The sequence below is a fragment of the Mastigocoleus testarum BC008 genome, assembly GCF_001456025.1.
Taxonomy (GTDB): Bacteria; Cyanobacteriota; Cyanobacteriia; order Cyanobacteriales; family Nostocaceae; genus Mastigocoleus; species Mastigocoleus testarum.
Genome location: NZ_LMTZ01000077.1, coordinates 88,599 through 104,619, shown reverse-complemented (window position 1 = coordinate 104,619; position 16,021 = coordinate 88,599). Strand labels below are relative to the sequence as shown.

11 protein-coding genes and 1 pseudogene are annotated in these 16,021 nt (G+C 38.3%); 6 read left to right on the top strand and 6 right to left on the bottom strand.

Going from position 1 to position 16,021, the window contains the following annotated elements; translation table 11 throughout:
• Positions 1–88 precede the first annotated feature (88 nt).
• A complete protein-coding gene (locus BC008_RS12305; RefSeq protein ID WP_027843218.1) occupies positions 89–760 on the bottom strand; it encodes a hypothetical protein in 672 nt (223 codons plus the stop codon).
• A gap of 353 nt (positions 761–1,113) precedes the next feature.
• Between BC008_RS12305 and dgt the strand changes: the two genes are divergently transcribed.
• Positions 1,114–2,436 (top strand): dGTP triphosphohydrolase, encoded by a 1,323-nt coding sequence (gene dgt / locus BC008_RS12300; protein WP_027843217.1) that lies wholly within the window; start codon positions 1,114–1,116, stop codon positions 2,434–2,436.
• Between the two features lie 241 nt (positions 2,437–2,677).
• Entirely contained in the window at positions 2,678–3,265 is a 588-nt protein-coding gene (locus BC008_RS12295; protein WP_027843216.1) for a metal-dependent hydrolase, read from the top strand.
• 102 nt (positions 3,266–3,367) lie between these two features.
• On the opposite strand, the gene BC008_RS12290 is transcribed toward BC008_RS12295, so the two are convergent.
• From BC008_RS12290 to BC008_RS12285, 3 genes are all read right to left on the bottom strand, one after another.
• A complete protein-coding gene (locus tag BC008_RS12290) occupies positions 3,368–5,008 on the bottom strand; it encodes an alpha-keto acid decarboxylase family protein (RefSeq protein WP_027843215.1) in 1,641 nt (546 codons plus the stop codon).
• Positions 4,975–5,103, bottom strand: coding sequence for a hypothetical protein (locus BC008_RS52070; RefSeq protein ID WP_268768206.1), 129 nt, complete (start codon positions 5,101–5,103; stop codon positions 4,975–4,977). The genes BC008_RS12290 and BC008_RS52070 overlap by 34 nt, the downstream gene beginning before the upstream one ends.
• A gap of 310 nt (positions 5,104–5,413) precedes the next feature.
• Positions 5,414–6,877, bottom strand: coding sequence for a CBS domain-containing protein (locus BC008_RS12285; RefSeq protein WP_058183437.1), 1,464 nt, complete (start codon positions 6,875–6,877; stop codon positions 5,414–5,416).
• A 126-nt stretch (positions 6,878–7,003) separates the two neighbouring features.
• On the opposite strand from BC008_RS12285, the pseudogene BC008_RS46370 reads away from it, so the two are divergent.
• Positions 7,004–7,174 (top strand): annotated as a pseudogene (locus BC008_RS46370) (U32 family peptidase); the annotation flags it as partial.
• Between the two features lie 48 nt (positions 7,175–7,222).
• On the opposite strand, the gene BC008_RS12280 reads toward BC008_RS46370, so the two are convergent.
• Positions 7,223–9,781, bottom strand: coding sequence for a CBS domain-containing protein (locus BC008_RS12280; RefSeq protein WP_058183436.1), 2,559 nt, complete (start codon positions 9,779–9,781; stop codon positions 7,223–7,225).
• Positions 9,782–9,980: 199 nt separating this feature from the next.
• On the opposite strand from BC008_RS12280, the gene BC008_RS12275 reads away from it, so the two are divergent.
• From BC008_RS12275 to BC008_RS12265, 3 genes are all read left to right on the top strand, one after another.
• The gene (locus tag BC008_RS12275; protein ID WP_027843213.1) at positions 9,981–12,548 is read left to right on the top strand and encodes a U32 family peptidase; all 2,568 of its coding nucleotides are present in this window, start codon (positions 9,981–9,983) and stop codon (positions 12,546–12,548) included.
• Positions 12,549–13,234: 686 nt separating this feature from the next.
• Positions 13,235–13,684: an FHA domain-containing protein gene (locus tag BC008_RS12270; RefSeq protein WP_058183435.1), complete on the top strand. Its 450-nt coding sequence runs from the start codon at positions 13,235–13,237 to the stop codon at positions 13,682–13,684.
• A gap of 270 nt (positions 13,685–13,954) precedes the next feature.
• Positions 13,955–15,073 (top strand): geranylgeranyl reductase family protein, encoded by a 1,119-nt coding sequence (locus BC008_RS12265; protein WP_027843212.1) that lies wholly within the window; start codon positions 13,955–13,957, stop codon positions 15,071–15,073.
• An 85-nt stretch (positions 15,074–15,158) separates the two neighbouring features.
• On the opposite strand, the gene BC008_RS12260 is transcribed toward BC008_RS12265, so the two are convergent.
• Entirely contained in the window at positions 15,159–15,821 is a 663-nt protein-coding gene (locus BC008_RS12260; RefSeq protein WP_027843211.1) for an ABC transporter ATP-binding protein, read from the bottom strand.
• Positions 15,822–16,021 lie beyond the last annotated feature (200 nt).

The following is a 16,021-nucleotide window of genomic DNA, read 5'->3' as shown; positions in this document are numbered from 1 at the left end:
CATTATAAAAACGCATAAAAAAAGGGTTCTTTTAATGAGAACCCAGTTAATAGGATGATTAAGGTTAAAAAGAAAGAAAAAATAATTATTAATTACGGGACAAGGAAATTACTAAATCCGAATCTAGGGTGACATCTAAATCTTTTTCGGGATTGATGACAACAACTTCAACTGTTTTCTTTCGTAACAGAACGCTTGCTAAAGCACCAGCACCAGCACCAGCTACTGGACCTAAAATATCTATATCCCTGTCACCTGTAAGCAATTCTATGACAGCAGCAGCACCCGCACCGATAGCTGCATCTTGCAATATTTTGCTTGAGTCAGAACCTTTTTTGATTTTTTCTATGTTCGTGACTACATCCGAAGCTGCGTCAATGGATTGACGATCTCCGTTGGGAAAAATTAACTCTTCAGCTACAAACTGAGAACCTTTATCTGAGTCTCGATCGCTTGCAGGTCTCAATTCACCTTTAATTTCAGTATTTTTGGGAATTAAGAGATTACCAGACCTGTCAACAATATCACTCGCTACTTTTAAAGTTAAATCCAGAGTTTCATCAGGAGCAACAACAATTTTATCTTTTTCATAGGTAACAGGAAGAGTTGCTCCAGCGGAGATTGAAACTCTCCTTGGTTCTCCGAAAATGACTTGGGCGTTTGCTCGATTCAAGCTAAATAAAGGAGTTATTGTCCCTGTTGAGATTGCTATTGCAAGAAATGCAGCAGTTCCATTTTTCCAACGACGAAAGCTAGCCATAGCTTCGATTTCCTCTTCAAGCAGTTGTGTTTGATGACGTGGAGTGATGCAGATTGTTTCTTATACGAGTGGTGATTTATGATTTTTCATTCTTGTGGGGTAAATAAGATTTACACACAGTTTTTTTGTTCCCTTATACAAATTTGCTTCAGTATGAAGTTTCACTTATCGATCGCATAGTCCAAATCTACATACTTTATTTGGTTGTTTTTCTTTCTTCAACAGTGAGTTGAGTAATGTCAGGATAATTTTTTGTTTGCTAGTTGAGAAAATCACTAGAATAACAATGTATTTTTGCTAATTAATTTCGATAAATAAATTTATCTGAGTAATATCTACACAAAATATCAATTATGGATTGGAAAAAACTTCTCACTCCACAAAGATTGGGAAAATCAGAGTCAGAAGATATCCACTGGGATAGAACCTGTTTTCAGAAAGATTATGATCGCTTAGTTTTTTCATTTCCCTTCCGTCGTCTTAAAGATAAAACCCAAGTTTTTTCTCTTTCCACCAACGATTACGTTCGCACTCGTCTAATCCATAGTTTGGAAGTTTCTTGTGTTGGTCGTTCTTTAGGGAGAATGGTTGGTTGCGAAATCGTTAACAGACACAAGCTCGACCGAGATGGTTTTAGTGCTGCAGATTTTGGCGATATTATTTCTGCTGCTTGTTTAGCCCATGATATTGGTAACCCACCCTTCGGTCATGCTGGTGAAGATGCAATCCAAATTGGATTCGAGTCTTGGTTTGGGAATTATGACAATTCAGTTGAGAAGTTGCTCAATGATTCGCAAAAGGCTGATTTTGAATTATTTGAAGGAAACGCTCAAGGTTTTCGAACAATCGCAAAATTAGAAATGTCGCCACGTTTAGGGGGAATGCAGCTTACCTGTCCAACTTTAGCGGCTTTTACAAAATATCCCAGAGAATCTTTTATTCCCGAACATATACTTAATGGTTATTCTGGTAGCAGTGTTAAAAAATATAGTTTCTTTCAAGCTGAAAAAGATTTATTTACTCAAGTGGCTGAAACTGTTGGATTAATTCGTCGTAATGATAGTGTTGCTTGGTGGTCGCGACATCCTCTTGCATTTCTGGTGGAAGCTGCTGATGATATCTGTTATTCGATTGTTGATATTGAAGATGCTTTCCGCATGGGTTATCTTTCCTTTCATGAAGCCCGAAATTTACTTCAAGATATTGCAGGTCTTAACTTAAAGAATAAAGAGGAAGCAGAAATTATTAAGCATCTACGGGCTGAATCCATTAATAAGCTTGTCACTAAAGCTGCAGAAATTTTCCTAGATTACGAACCAAAAATCCTTTCCGGAGAGTTTGATCGAGATTTATTATCTTTGGGAAGTTACGCACAAAATATGGAAGAAATTCGCAAAACGATCGCTAGCAAAGTTTTCCAGCATCGAGATGTTTTAAGGATTCGTATTGCTGGGTACGAAATTTTAGGTAAATTATTTGCGAAGTTTGTCAATGCAGCTCTCACAAATAGTGAGAAAGGAAAGTTAATTTCTTACCTGCTTCCGGAAGAATATCGATCTAATAGTGATGAAGATACCTATAGCAAAATTCTAAAAATTACGGATTATATTTCCGGAATGACTGATTCTTATGCAACTAGTTTGTTTCAGGAATTGAGTGGTATTTCTTTGGGTTAGTGCAGTTTTATTCGCTTTGTTTGTGGTGAAAACTTTGGTAAATGACACCGTCCTAAGTTTCTTAACATCCTCTTAACCTCCCCAAGTGACCCCCTCCTAACCTCCCCAAGTGACCCCCTCCTAACCTCCCCAAGTGACCCCCTCCTAACCTCCCCAAGGGGAGGAAGATATCGTGTTCAAAATTAATTATTTTCGCGTATTCTAAGTGAAGAACAAGTATTTTTAGTTGCTAGTAAAAAGCATGAATACTCCTTCTCATTTTCTGATGACAGCCGGATTAGATAAGGTTTTAAAGCGAGTTCCGATTGTCAAATCTGCTTTTTTACTGGGTTCGGTTGCTCCTGATATTGCATTGTGGATGTTATCGATTGGTGGCATTATTTATTACCACTTAATTCTAGGTTGGAGTATGGGCGATACTTTTCGTTTGATGTTTGACGAATTGTATTTTCATCATCCTTTATGGTTAGGGCTTTGTAATTTGTTGCACTCGCCTATTTTGCTCTTATCAGGTTTGGCGATCGCATTTCCCAAGAGAAAACATATTGGTAGCTGGGAAAGGTGGTTTTTTTGGTTTTTACTAGCTTGTCTATTTCATACCACTGTAGATATTTTTACTCATGCTGATGATGGACCATTATTATTTTTTCCATTTGAGTGGAGCATTCGTTTTAATAGTCCAATCAGCTATTGGGACCCCCGATACTATGGTAGAGAATTTGCTGTATTTGAATTGATATTAGATTTAATGTTGTTGGTTTATTTGCTGTATTGGCGAGTAACACAGTTTATTCACAATAAGAAGTGGGGAAGAAATTCGAGAAAATAATTCGAAGAAATGATGTCGTGTGAAGTTATGTACAAAATAGACTACTGATAGGGCGCACGTCGGTGCGCCCCTACAGAAAATATATTATGTTGTGATGGGAGATTAATTTTGTACGCGTTCTCCTAATGCGCGGCTTAATCGCTTGAGAGCGGGTGATGTATCTTCTGGATCTAAATGAATATCTAAAATGCAGAAACTTTCAGAGTGTGTTTGACTTTGCAGTAGGGCTGTTTCTAGTTCATCCTCAGTTTGAATGTCAAATCCTAGACCTGCACCTAATACCTCTGGAATTCGACTGTATTTCCACAGCAAAATATCATTGAATGCACCGTCTAATATTGGACGCTCTGTACCGTAACCACCGTTATTTAGAACAATTACAATCGGATTTAATCCATAACGAACAATAGTTGATAATTCCATTCCCGTCATTTGAAATGCTCCATCACCGACTAGCACTAACGGACGAACACTAGAATTAGCAAACTGAGCTCCGATGCTAGCAGGAACAGCAAATCCTAAAGAAGCATAATAAGCAGGTGATAAAAATCGAGTTTTATCGTAGACAAATAACTCCGAACCTGCAAACAATGCATCCCCAACATCGGCTATTACGATAGTATCTTTGCTTAAGAAAGAGTTTAAGCACTCGAATAATCTGGCGATTGTTATTGGTTTACCACTGATGACTGAGAAATCTCTTGGAGGCTTAAAGTCATTAGGAACATTGAGTTCTCGAGGATGGATATTTGCTTTGAGTGACCCGAGAACAAAGTCCTTAAGATAAACTTCATCATAACTATGAAAACCGACAGATGTTTTCTCGCTCGTTACGTAGATTGAATATTTAGGTTCGAGATTAGCAGTAAAGATACCCAAGTTAACATCAGATAAAAAGGTACCCAGCATAATCAAACAATCGCTGGATTCGACATATTCACGTGTAAACTTATTCCCCATTGCACCTTCATAGATACCAATATAATTGGGGTGCATCTCGCTAATTGTTGATTTTCCTAACAGGGTTTCTGCGATCGGGATATTTGTTTTTTCGACTAGCTTGAGTAATTCTTCCTGCAATCCAAATCGATGCATTTCCACACCAGCAAGAATTACGGGTTGTTTGGCTGCGTTGATTTTGTTTGCAGCTTCTCTCAAGACTTCTGCTAAAGCTTCAGGGTTACTAACTTGTGGCTGCAGATCCAAAGAATAGTCTATATTTCCCGGTTTATTGACCATATCCCGGGGGATTTCGATGTAAACTGGGCGTTTATACCTTTTGGCTGCAGCAAGCACGCGATCAATTTCTTCAAAAGCTGTCTTGGGGTTATCCAGTACTGTTGAAGCAACGGTGAGTTCTTTGAAAATGTTGTACTGCGTATCAAAATTACGGATTTTATGATGTAGTAAGGGATTTTTTATACGTTCATTTGTACCGGGTGAACCACTAATAACCACAACTGGAGATTTTTCTGCAAATGCTTGCGCTGTGGTGTTTGCAATCTTTAATCCACCAACACTATAGGTAATGCAAACAGCACCTAATCCTTTTAAGCGAGCGTATGCATCTGCTGCAAAACCGGCTCCCTGTTCGTCACAGGTATTAATAAATTCGATCTGGCTATCTTCTAAAAGTTTGTTAAATCCTAGGACAAAATCACCAGGTACACCAAAAACGTGATGTGCTCCATTTTGATAAAGTTTTTCAATTAAATAGGTTCCAATAGAGTTTGTTGTTTCCATAGGTTCGCTTCTCCTTCTCCTGGAACAGAAAAGTTTTCCCAGCCAACTTTTCTATTTAGTGGCTTAGTTTTATGAAGCTTGGCGATAAACCTCATGTTCAGTGTGAGTATTGCTAACTGTGAACAAGGTTTTCAATATAATTTTTTTGAATTCAAAAAAAATTCCAGCAGAAATAAACTATTCGCGGTGCAGCTTCTTAAAACCTAGGCTGACTGAAGTTTTGAAATCGATTTTTTATGATCATGTACTACAAGTATTACTTATATTTTGCTAATTCTGTGCCAAATGATAAAAGCTGGATTAAGGAGAAGTGGAGAGTTATTCCCCTGCAGTAGGGTTTTCAGCACTTAGCAGTCAAAGAATATCTTAACGATTTTTATTGTTTTTGTACCTTTATCTAGCTTTCTAAATATTGGGTGCGCAGGAACTGAGTCTCAATTTGCTTTCTCTAGTAATATCAATTCCAGTTGCAATAATATAATTTACCGAACCATCATTATCAATCAAACAAGTGTTTGACCAAGTAATCAGACGGAGACTTCCATCTTTCGCGATCCAATGGTTGTCGTATTGAATAGGAAATTCACCTCTTTGCAGCTGCTCAAAAACTTCTATAGTAGTTTCTATTTCTTCTGGAACGATTAAATCCCACACCTGTTTACTTTCAACTTCTTCAAAACTATAACCTATGGCTATTTCACAGGCTTGGTTAAAGCTGAGAATTTTTCCTTCCTTATCAAGTACAACAATTAAAGCTGCAGCAACATCTAAAATTGTAGATATTAAATTGTTTTCTTTTCGGAGTGATTTTTCTACCTTGTGACTTTCTTCTAATGCTTTTTGTGTCTGCTGATAAAGCTGAGATTGGGTTGTGTAACTTTCTGAAAGCTTTCTTTTTTCTGTTTCTAGTTCCTCTACTTTTTGTTCTAGTAATTCTAAAACCTCATACATTTCAGTTGGATCAAGTGCTTGTAGTAAACTAGTTTGTGTAATAATTCCCCTCAGTTCTGCTTGCGAACTAGCAACTACTAACCGGCGTACTTTGTGGTAGTCCATTAAAGACTGTACAGCCCAAAGAGAATCCTCCGGATTGATCAGAAAAAGTGGTGCACTCATCACCGCTTGTGCTTGGATAAATTCTAAATTTAACTCCAATCTCTGAAATTGCAGGATATCACGCTCAGTAATAATTCCAATTGGGAGTAAAGCACAAGCCTCAGTATCACTAGATTCCTCATTTCCTGTTAACTTTTGTACCCTTTCCTTTACTTTCTGTACGAGTACCACACAACTAACATGATGATTAGCCATTAATTTAATGACATTCATTAAAGACACCGTTAAAGGTGCATGAACGACTTGGGAATTCATCACTTCAGCAACTTTACAAAATCTCAGCCATTGGGTCGGACGTATCTGTCGTCGTATTCCTTCAGAGGAGATGATTCCCAAAAGTTGATCGCACTCGTCCATAATCGGTAGGTGACGAATGCCATGTTGATGCATTAAATTTCTGGCAGCAAAAATATCTTGATTGGTACGATCGGTTTTCAGAGTAACAAGTTCTCGGCTCATTACTTCTGCAATAGTTATTCCCTGTAGTGTTCTACCAGCAGCAATCAGCCGCACCACATCTCGCTCGGTGAAAATACCAACTAATAGTCCATCATGAACTACTACAGCACAACTGCTGGAATGTTTCCGAACAGGAAAGTTATCATCTGTGGAATTATCATTATCCAGGGGGCAATTTCTCACCCACCCCTGACTCATCAAACCAATAACTTCAACTATGGTTATGTCAGGGGTAACAATCAAAGGTTCACGCTCAATTGCCTTTTCCAAGGAGAACCATTGGTTTACGGACATAGACCTTATTATTAGAGGTGTTGAGGCAAGAAAAATTAATCTCTAATATTCTAGGATACAACAAATTAAAGGCTTGTGTAATCTTCCTGATTGCCCATTTTTTAGGCTTTTATACCAATTCATGCATTAGAAGTATTCGTTCATGGTGCTTTATGCGTTGCATATTCCGGTCAGCGTTTGACTAGGGAAGCTTTGGGGGGACGTTCTGAAAACCGTGGTGAGTGCGCTCAAACTTGTCCCATGCCTTACAATTTAATTTCAGATGGGGAAATAGTAAATTTGGGCGATCGCAAATATTTTTTTGGATTTAGGCTTGAGGCTTTTTGATATCTTTGATTGGGAAAATTACGGATTATGAATTACCAAGTGTAAATTCCTCAACAGTTCTTGGCTAGTGTAGGGTTTAGCTAAAAATGCTTTAACTCCAGCCTGATTTGCTGTAGCTATTTTTTCACTTGAGGGTAGTCCACTAACAGCAATAACCTTTACTTCGCGATTGATTTGCTGCAAGGTATAGATCGCAGTCAAACCATCCATTGAAGGCATCATCATATCCATTACAACCACACTAATATCATCTTTATATTGGGCATAAAGTGCGATCGCTTCAATTCCGTTACTGGCTGTAAGTACTTGATAATTATATTCTTCCAGGGATGTTTTGCTGATTTGCCTAATTATTGCTTCGTCATCTACAACAAGAATTAATTCTCCCCCTCCGATTGATGCTTCTTCTTGGCGATTTTGTGTGGTTTCTACTGTGTGTACTGCTGGTAAATAAACTGTGAATTGAGTCCCTTTTCCCACTTCACTATATACATTGATGAAACCACCGTGACTTTTGATGATACCAAGTGCGGTTGAAAGTCCTAATCCTGTACCCTTACCTTGTTCTTTGGTGGTGAAAAACGGCTCAAAAATTCTTTCTAAAGTTTTTGGAGGAATTCCTATCCCTGTATCGGAAACTGTAACTACAACATGATCTCCCAAATTGCTATTTGCACTTATAGCCGCATGGTTTCGATCTAGTTCGATATTTTTCGCACCGATAATTAATTTACCGCCATTGGGCATGGCATCGCGGGCATTAACACAAAGATTCATGAATACCTGATGTAACTGTGTCCCATCAGCATAAATAGGGCGTAAATCCCTGGCTATACTCACTTCAATCTCAATGGATTTAGGGAAGGTGTTACAAACAAATTCTCTAATTTCAGAAATTATGTGCTTAATTTGCAATGTTGTGCGATCGCCTTCCACACCGCGTGCAAATGACAATACTTGCTTAACTAAATTTGCTCCCCTTCTAGCACTATTTTGCAGCATTTCAAATAAATACTGAGTTTGATTGTCAGTTTTGGGTAGTTTGAGTGGTAAAAGTTGGGCAATTGCTAAAACTGGTGTGAGAATATTATTCAAATCATGGGCGATACCACCTGCTAAAGTACCAATACTTTCCAAACGTTGTGTGCGGAGAAACTGTAGTTCGAGTTGCTTTTTTTCAGTAATATCAATTCCAGTGGCAATAACATATTTTACTGAGCCATTATCATCAATCAAACAAGTATTTGACCAAGAAATAAGATGGCGACTACCGTCCTTTGCGAGCCAATTATTTTCGTTTTGATTGGGAAATTCACCTCTTTTAAGCTCTTCAAAAACTTCTCTAGTAGTTTCTATTTCTTCTAGAGGTATGAAATCCCATACCTGCTTATTTCTAATTTCTGCAAAACTGTAACCCGTGATTGTTTCACAGGTTTGGTTAAAGTGGATTATGTTACCTTCTCGGTCGAGTACAACAATTAAAGCCGCAGCAACGTCTAAAATCGCAGATATTAAATTTTTTTCTTGCTGAAGTGCTTTTTCTGCTTGCTGACGTTCTTCTAATGCTTTTTGTGTTTCTCGATAAAGTTGAGATTGGGTAGTGTAACTTTGCGAAAGCTCTTTTCTTTCTGTTTCTAGCTCCCCCACCCTTTGCTGCAATAATTCTAAAATTCCATACATTTCAGTTGGGTCTAGTGCTTGTAGCAAACTAGTTTGTGTAATAATTCCCACTAGCTCTTTTTCGGAGTTAGCAACTACTAACCTTCGCACTCGGTGCTGCTGCATTAAGGACTGTACCACCCATAGAGAATCTTCTGGACTTACAAGAAAAAGGGGCGCACTCATCACCGCTTCTACTTGGGTAGATTCTAAATTTAACTCTAATCTCTGGAATTGTAGAATATCGCGCTCAGTAATAATTCCAATCGGGAGTAAGTTAGAAACCCCAGAATTACTATATTTTCTATTTCCCCTTACTTCCTGTACAATGACAATGCAACTAACATGATGATAAATCATTAATTTAATTGCATCTAACACGGAGACTGTTGGAAGTGCATGTACTACTTGGACATTCATCACTTCACGAACTCTGCAAAATCTTAGCCATTGGGTAGGACGCAGCGCCCGTCGTATTCCTTCAGAGGAGATAGTTCCCAAGACTCGATCACACTCGTCCATAATGGGTAGATGACGAATGCCATGTTGACGCATTAAATTTCTGGCGGCAAAAATATCTTGATTAGTATCATTAGTTTTAAGAACAACCAGTTCTCGGCTCATCACTTCTGCAATAGTTATTCCCTTTAAGTTTCTCCCAGCAGCAATTAGTTGCACTACATCTCGTTCTGTGAAAATACCAACTAACTGTCTATCATCGATGATTAAAACACAATCGCTAGTATTTTCTTGGATAACCAAATTTTCATCTGAAGGGGAATCATAATTATCTAGTCGGCAATTTCCAACCCACCCCTGACTCATCAAACCGATAACCTCGACTACAGGTGTATCAGGGGTCACTACCAGAGGTTTGCAAATTGCCTCTGTCAAGGAGAACCATTGGTTCTGCTGCATAAAGCTTACAGGTAGAAGTATTGGAGCAAAAACAATTTATCTCCAATATTTACGATATAACAAATTTAAAACTTGTGTAATATTCCAGGAGAAAGACAGTTTCCTCAGCCGATTATTGATTGGAAGCTCAGAAAGACAATCCACCATCTTTTGCCAACAACGATAAAATCACTAAGGTGTAGCTACTTCTCCCAGTGTCATGACAGCCAAACCTAACTCTCTAACCTCCAAGGTTCATAACCTTCAAGTTCCCGAACTTCTCGCTCCAGCAGGTAACTGGGAATGTGCGAAAGCTGCTGTAGAAAACGGAGCGGATGCAATTTACTTTGGTTTGGATAAGTTTAATGCGCGCATGCGAGCAGAAAATTTTACTGAGGTGGATTTACCCGAATTAATGGAGTTTCTCCATCTGCGGGGAGTTAAGGGTTATGTCACTCTCAATACTTTAGTTTTTCCCCAAGAACTGAAAGATGCACAACAATATATTCGTTCAATTATTTCTGCTGGGGTAGATGCAGTCATCGTTCAAGATGTGGGAATTTGTCGTCTGATTCGTCATATATCACCTGACTTTCCCATTCATGCTTCTACTCAAATGACGATTACTAGTGCAGTTGGGGTGGAATTTGCGAAGGAACTTGGTTGTAATTTGGTGGTTTTGGCGCGGGAATGTTCCATTAAAGAAATTAATAAAATACAGCAGCAGATCAGTGTAGAGAATTCCCATCAAAAGTCTTTACCTTTAGAAGTATTCGTTCATGGTGCTTTATGTGTCGCATATTCCGGTCAGTGTTTAACCAGTGAAGCTTTGGGAGGACGCTCTGCAAACCGTGGTGAGTGCGCTCAAGCTTGTCGCATGCCTTACGATTTAATATCAGATGGGGAAATAGTAAACTTGGGCGATCGCAAATATTTACTTAGTCCTCAAGATTTAGCGGGTTTGGAAGTTATCCCGGAGTTAGTAAAATCTGGGGTGAGTTGTTTGAAAATTGAAGGACGGTTAAAAGCTTCTGAGTATGTTGCTAATGTCACCCGAGTTTATCGACAAGCATTAGACAATGTCATCAAAGATATTCCCGATATCCCTGAAAATCAACAAAAAACCCTGATTAAAAAGGGAAATCAAGAACACTACAACCTAGAAATGGCATTTTCTCGGGGTTTATATACGGGATGGTTTGAAGGAATTAATAATCAAGAGTTAGTTCACGCTCGCTTTGGAAAAAAGCGTGGGGTATATCTAGGTGAAGTTAAACAGGTGGGTAGAGAAGAAATAACGATCCGCTTGGAAGCGCCAGTGAAAGCCGGTGATGGTGTGGTTTTTGATTGCGGTCATCCCGAAAGGAAGGAAGAAGGGGGTCGAGTTTATGGGGTATTGCGTAAAGGAAAAGATACTATACTGCGTTTTGGAAAACGAGATTTAAATCTGAGAAAAATTCATATTGGCGATCGCATTTGGAAGACCAGCGATCCAGAATTAGATAAGCAAGTGCGTCAGAGTTTTGCTAGCGAAAAACCCCAATTTCAGCGTCCGATTTTTGTGGAACTATACGGGGAATTAAATGAAAATTTAGTCGCAATTGCACGGGATGAAATCGGTCATGTGGTGCAAGTTAAATCATCAATTACGCTGGTCGAAGCTCGCAATAAGCCCCTTTCCACGGAACGTTTACAAGAACAGTTTGGACGTTTGGGTAATACTCCATTTTGTTTGGGAGAGTTGAAAAATCACCTCGAAGGTGAATTAATGTTACCAGTGAGTGAATTAAATAAAATGCGTCGGGAAATTGTCGCTCGACTGGAAGAATTACGAACTCAACCCAAGCTCTGGAAAATTAACGAAAACGCTTCATTATCAGATTTACTTCCTGTTAAGGATTCTCTTATACTTCCTTCTCCTCAGTTGATTGTTTTAGTTCGTAACCTTAAACAACTTGAAGCAACACTCAAAGCAGGAATCGAAACCATTTACTGTGAATTTGAAGACCCGCGTAAATATAAACAAGCTGTCCAAATAGTTCGTCAATCTTCTCATCTTCAATTTTCTAATTATTCATCCCCTAACCCATCCCCTCAAATCTGGGTTGCACCTCCGAGAATTACCAAACCAGCAGAAAACTGGATTTTACAGCAGGTTCGTTCCAGTAATGCGGATGGTTATTTGATTCGTAGCTACGACCATTTACGGTATTTTGCTGGAGAAAATTGTATTGGGGATTTTTCCTTAAATGTGGCTAACGCTCTAACTGCAGATTACTTTAAAAATCGTTTCGGTTTAGAACGTCTCACCGCTTCCTATGACCTTAATATTAATCAGCTTGAAGATTTATTGAAAAGTGCTCCTTCCCAATGGTTTGAAGTAACAATTCACCAACATATGCCGATGTTTCATATGGAACATTGTGTGTTTTGTGCCTTTCTTTCCGAAGGGATTGATTTTCGGGATTGCGGTCGTCCTTGTGAAAAACATCAAGTTAAACTTCGCGATCGCGTGGGTACGGAACATATTCTCCAAGCTGATGCTGGTTGTCGAAATACGGTATTTAATGGTACCGCTCAAACTGGTGCTGAGTACGTAGAACATTTAATCAAACTTGGTTTACAAAATTTCCGAGTTGAGTGTGTGAATGAAACTCCAGAGCAGGTAACCCAAACAATACATCTTTATCAGCAATTACTCGAAGGATACATTACAGGTTCCCAATTGTGGCGAGAGTTGAGATTGCAAAGTCAGTTGGGTGTAACTCGGGGAACTGTTGTTAGTTGATAAAGAAATTAGAAGATTGAAATTACCAACTCATAAGTTGATCTATTGCAGTGCGAAGTCTAATAGTTTTTTTGTCACAACCATTTATACAAATCACGTCAACCCTAACATAGTCACCTTACTTAGTTAAAACGGCGTAAGCCCCACATCGTACCCGTAAGGGAAGTGTGGGATAAACCCCCTCCTAGCCTCCCCTTAGCGGAAGCGATGCGTCAGCATTAGGGGAGGAAGCCGAATAAAAATGGTGCATCTTCTATACGGGTGTTGACATGTTTGTTAACACAGTATAGAAGACAGCTACAAGCCTTACCTAGTCTGCTTTAGCAGAGTTCGTCTATTAGCCTGGGAGTTTGTTCCAAGGCGGTTATTGAGACTGTTGCAAGTTATCAGTATCCCTATTTTCTGTTGTGTTTCCTTAAAAACCACTTACCTTTCTCAGTTCTCTCATTTAATTCTTAACTAATTCTCAGGTAACAATCAGCAAGAACTCAGGTTAATAACCGATACTAATAATTAATCCAATTTATATATTGTTACCAAAAGTTATCTGTGTAGGGTTTTATCTGTCTAGAATTACTACATTGATAAATTTAAAATTAAAACTGTTATTTTTTACAGTCGATAACAATAAATAATAAATTAATAATTAACTTATAATCATCAATAAAATTAGAGTTTCAATAATTATGAGAATAATAGCTTTTAATAAATTTACAGGAGTCTTCCAAAAAGAAATACTCTTATCAAAAACAGAAAAATTACAACGATACTTAATTGGTAGATATCCAAAGTGTGACTTAATTCTCAACAGTCCAGAAATTAGTCGCGTTCATGCTATTATCCTTAAATTTAAAGATAATTATTGTTTTACTGACCTTGCGAGTACTAATGGCTCATCTATCAATCATCAAAAAGTTGAACTGAACCAAGAATATATTTTAAATAGTGGTGATACGATCCAAGTTGGTGATTTTATTCTCTTATTTGAAGAAACTACAGAGAAATTCCAACATCACTGGTTTTTAACAGAAAATCAAAATAATTATAAATCTTCTTATATAGATACTATAAGTACTAACTCTGATACGAGTATGCAAGCTTTAAGTGAAGAAAGAAATAAACTGCCAATATTTTAGTTATTAATAATTTTAGTTATTAATAAATCTCAGAAAAAATCATTTCTTAACTGAGTAAATATAAGAGGTAAAAAAGCTACAAAATAGAACAGTACTAGCGCTTACGAGAATAATGTAATATAAATGACTTGTATGTTTGGCGTTCACTATGTAATATCCATGAGTGTTCGCTGATTTTTTTGATACTCGTTGATAATTCACAACAGTAATAAAAGCCTTCCGGAGCATTCTACCGACACTTAACTGACTCAGGAGTAAAACTACAAGCATATGTATGACTGCATTATTGTCGGCGCAGGACCAGCAGGTGGAACAGCTGCATATCATTTAGCAAAACGGGGAAACTCAGTATTAGTTTTAGAAAAAGAATCATTACCCAGATATAAGCCTTGTGGTGGTGGTGTATCCCCGATGATTGCTCAATGGTTTGATTTTGATTTCAGTCCGGCAATTTCCAGTAAGGCTAACACCATTCGCTGTACTTGGAATATGGGTGATCCGGTGGAAGCGGAACTAAAAACTCCTGAACCAGTATGGATGGTGCGACGAGATATATTCGATCATTTTTTAGTTAAACAAGCTGAAAAACAAGGGGCTGAACTAAGAGATAATACTAAAGCTACTGGTATTGAATTTAAAGGTGACCATTGGCAAGTCAATACAGTTAATGGTTCCTTCAGCGGTCGTTATTTAATTGCTGCTGATGGTACTTCAGGACCAATGGCGAAATGGTTGGGTTTTAAGGAACGCAAACGTTGTCTAGTCGGCGCTTTGGAAACTGAAGCTGCAGCAAAGGTAGAGAATGCGAATATCGCTCACTTTGAGTTTGGGATGGTTAAAAACGGTTACCTGTGGAATTTTCCCAAAGCAGATGGTTATTCCATTGGTATCGGTAGCTTTCTTGGTGGAAAATCCCAAAACTTCAAAAAGATTTTGCAGGAATACGGGGATAAATTTGGTTTGGATGTCCAAACTTATAAACAGTACGGTTATGGAATTTCTTTGTGGAATGGTACTCAAAAACTGCATACCGAACGTGCTGTTTTAGCAGGGGAAGCTGCTTGTGTAGTTGACCCATTTACTGCAGAAGGAATCAGACCTTCAATTTTTAGTGGTTTAAAAGCAGCAGAAGCAATTCATAAAGCTGTTACAGGAGATATTAATGCTTTAGAAGAGTACTCCAATATCATCAACGAACAATGGGGTACTGATATGGCTTGGGCGCAAAAATTAGCTAATGTCTTCTATCATTTCCCCGGTATTGGCTATAAAGTAGGCGTTAAACGTCCTTCGGCTCCACAGGTTATGGGTAAAATTCTTTGTGGTGAATTGCGATATAGCGATGTGGTAGGTCGCGCTCTCAAGCGGTTAAATCCAGTTTTTGGTTGATTTATTGGAAGTAGAGACGTAGCGTGCTACGTCTGTAGAGGAGTCAATAAGGGTAAAGAATAATAAAAGAACTATTCCCTATTGATCAAACTACAACCAAACCATCTTGAACTCGGATGGTTCTTTTTGCTTTTTCCGCTACATCTAGTTCGTGAGTCACAAGTACAACTGTAATTCCTTGGTGATTCAACTCCGTTAATAAATCCATCACTTCATGGGAAGTTTTAGTATCCAATGCTCCCGTTGGTTCGTCTGCTAAAACTAACGCAGGTCGATTAACTAAAGCTCGTGCAATCGCAACCCGTTGTTGTTGTCCCCCCGAAAGTTGACTGGGACGATTTGACATTCTGTCTGCAAGTCCAACTCTAGATAAAGCTTCTTGGGCGAATTCGCGACGCTTAGATTTAGAAAAACCAGCATAAATCATTGGTAGCATCACATTTTCTAAAGCTGTTGCTCGTGCTAACAGATTAAATTGCTGAAACACAAAACCTATTCTTTGGTTGCGAATATACGCTAATTCGTCATCATCAAGGCTAGTTAGGTTTCGACCTTCAAGGGTATACAATCCAGATGTCGGACGATCCAGACAACCAATAATATTCATCAATGTTGACTTTCCCGAACCTGATACTCCCATAATTGCTACATATTCACCTTCTTCAATAAATAAATTAATCTCTTTGAGAACCGGAACTTCCACTTCTCCTAATATATAAGCCTTAGTAATTGATTCCATCCAAATCATTTTCAGTTATCAGTTATCAGTTATCAGTTATCAGTTATCAGTCAGAATTGTGCGCGGTAGCGCACCGCTTTGCTAACAGGAGTCAGAAGTCAGGAGCGAAAATTTACTCATTACTTATTACTTATTACTTATTACTTATTACTTATTACTTATTACTGTGCGCTGTCGCGCCCCGCTTCGCTAACATTACTTATTACTTA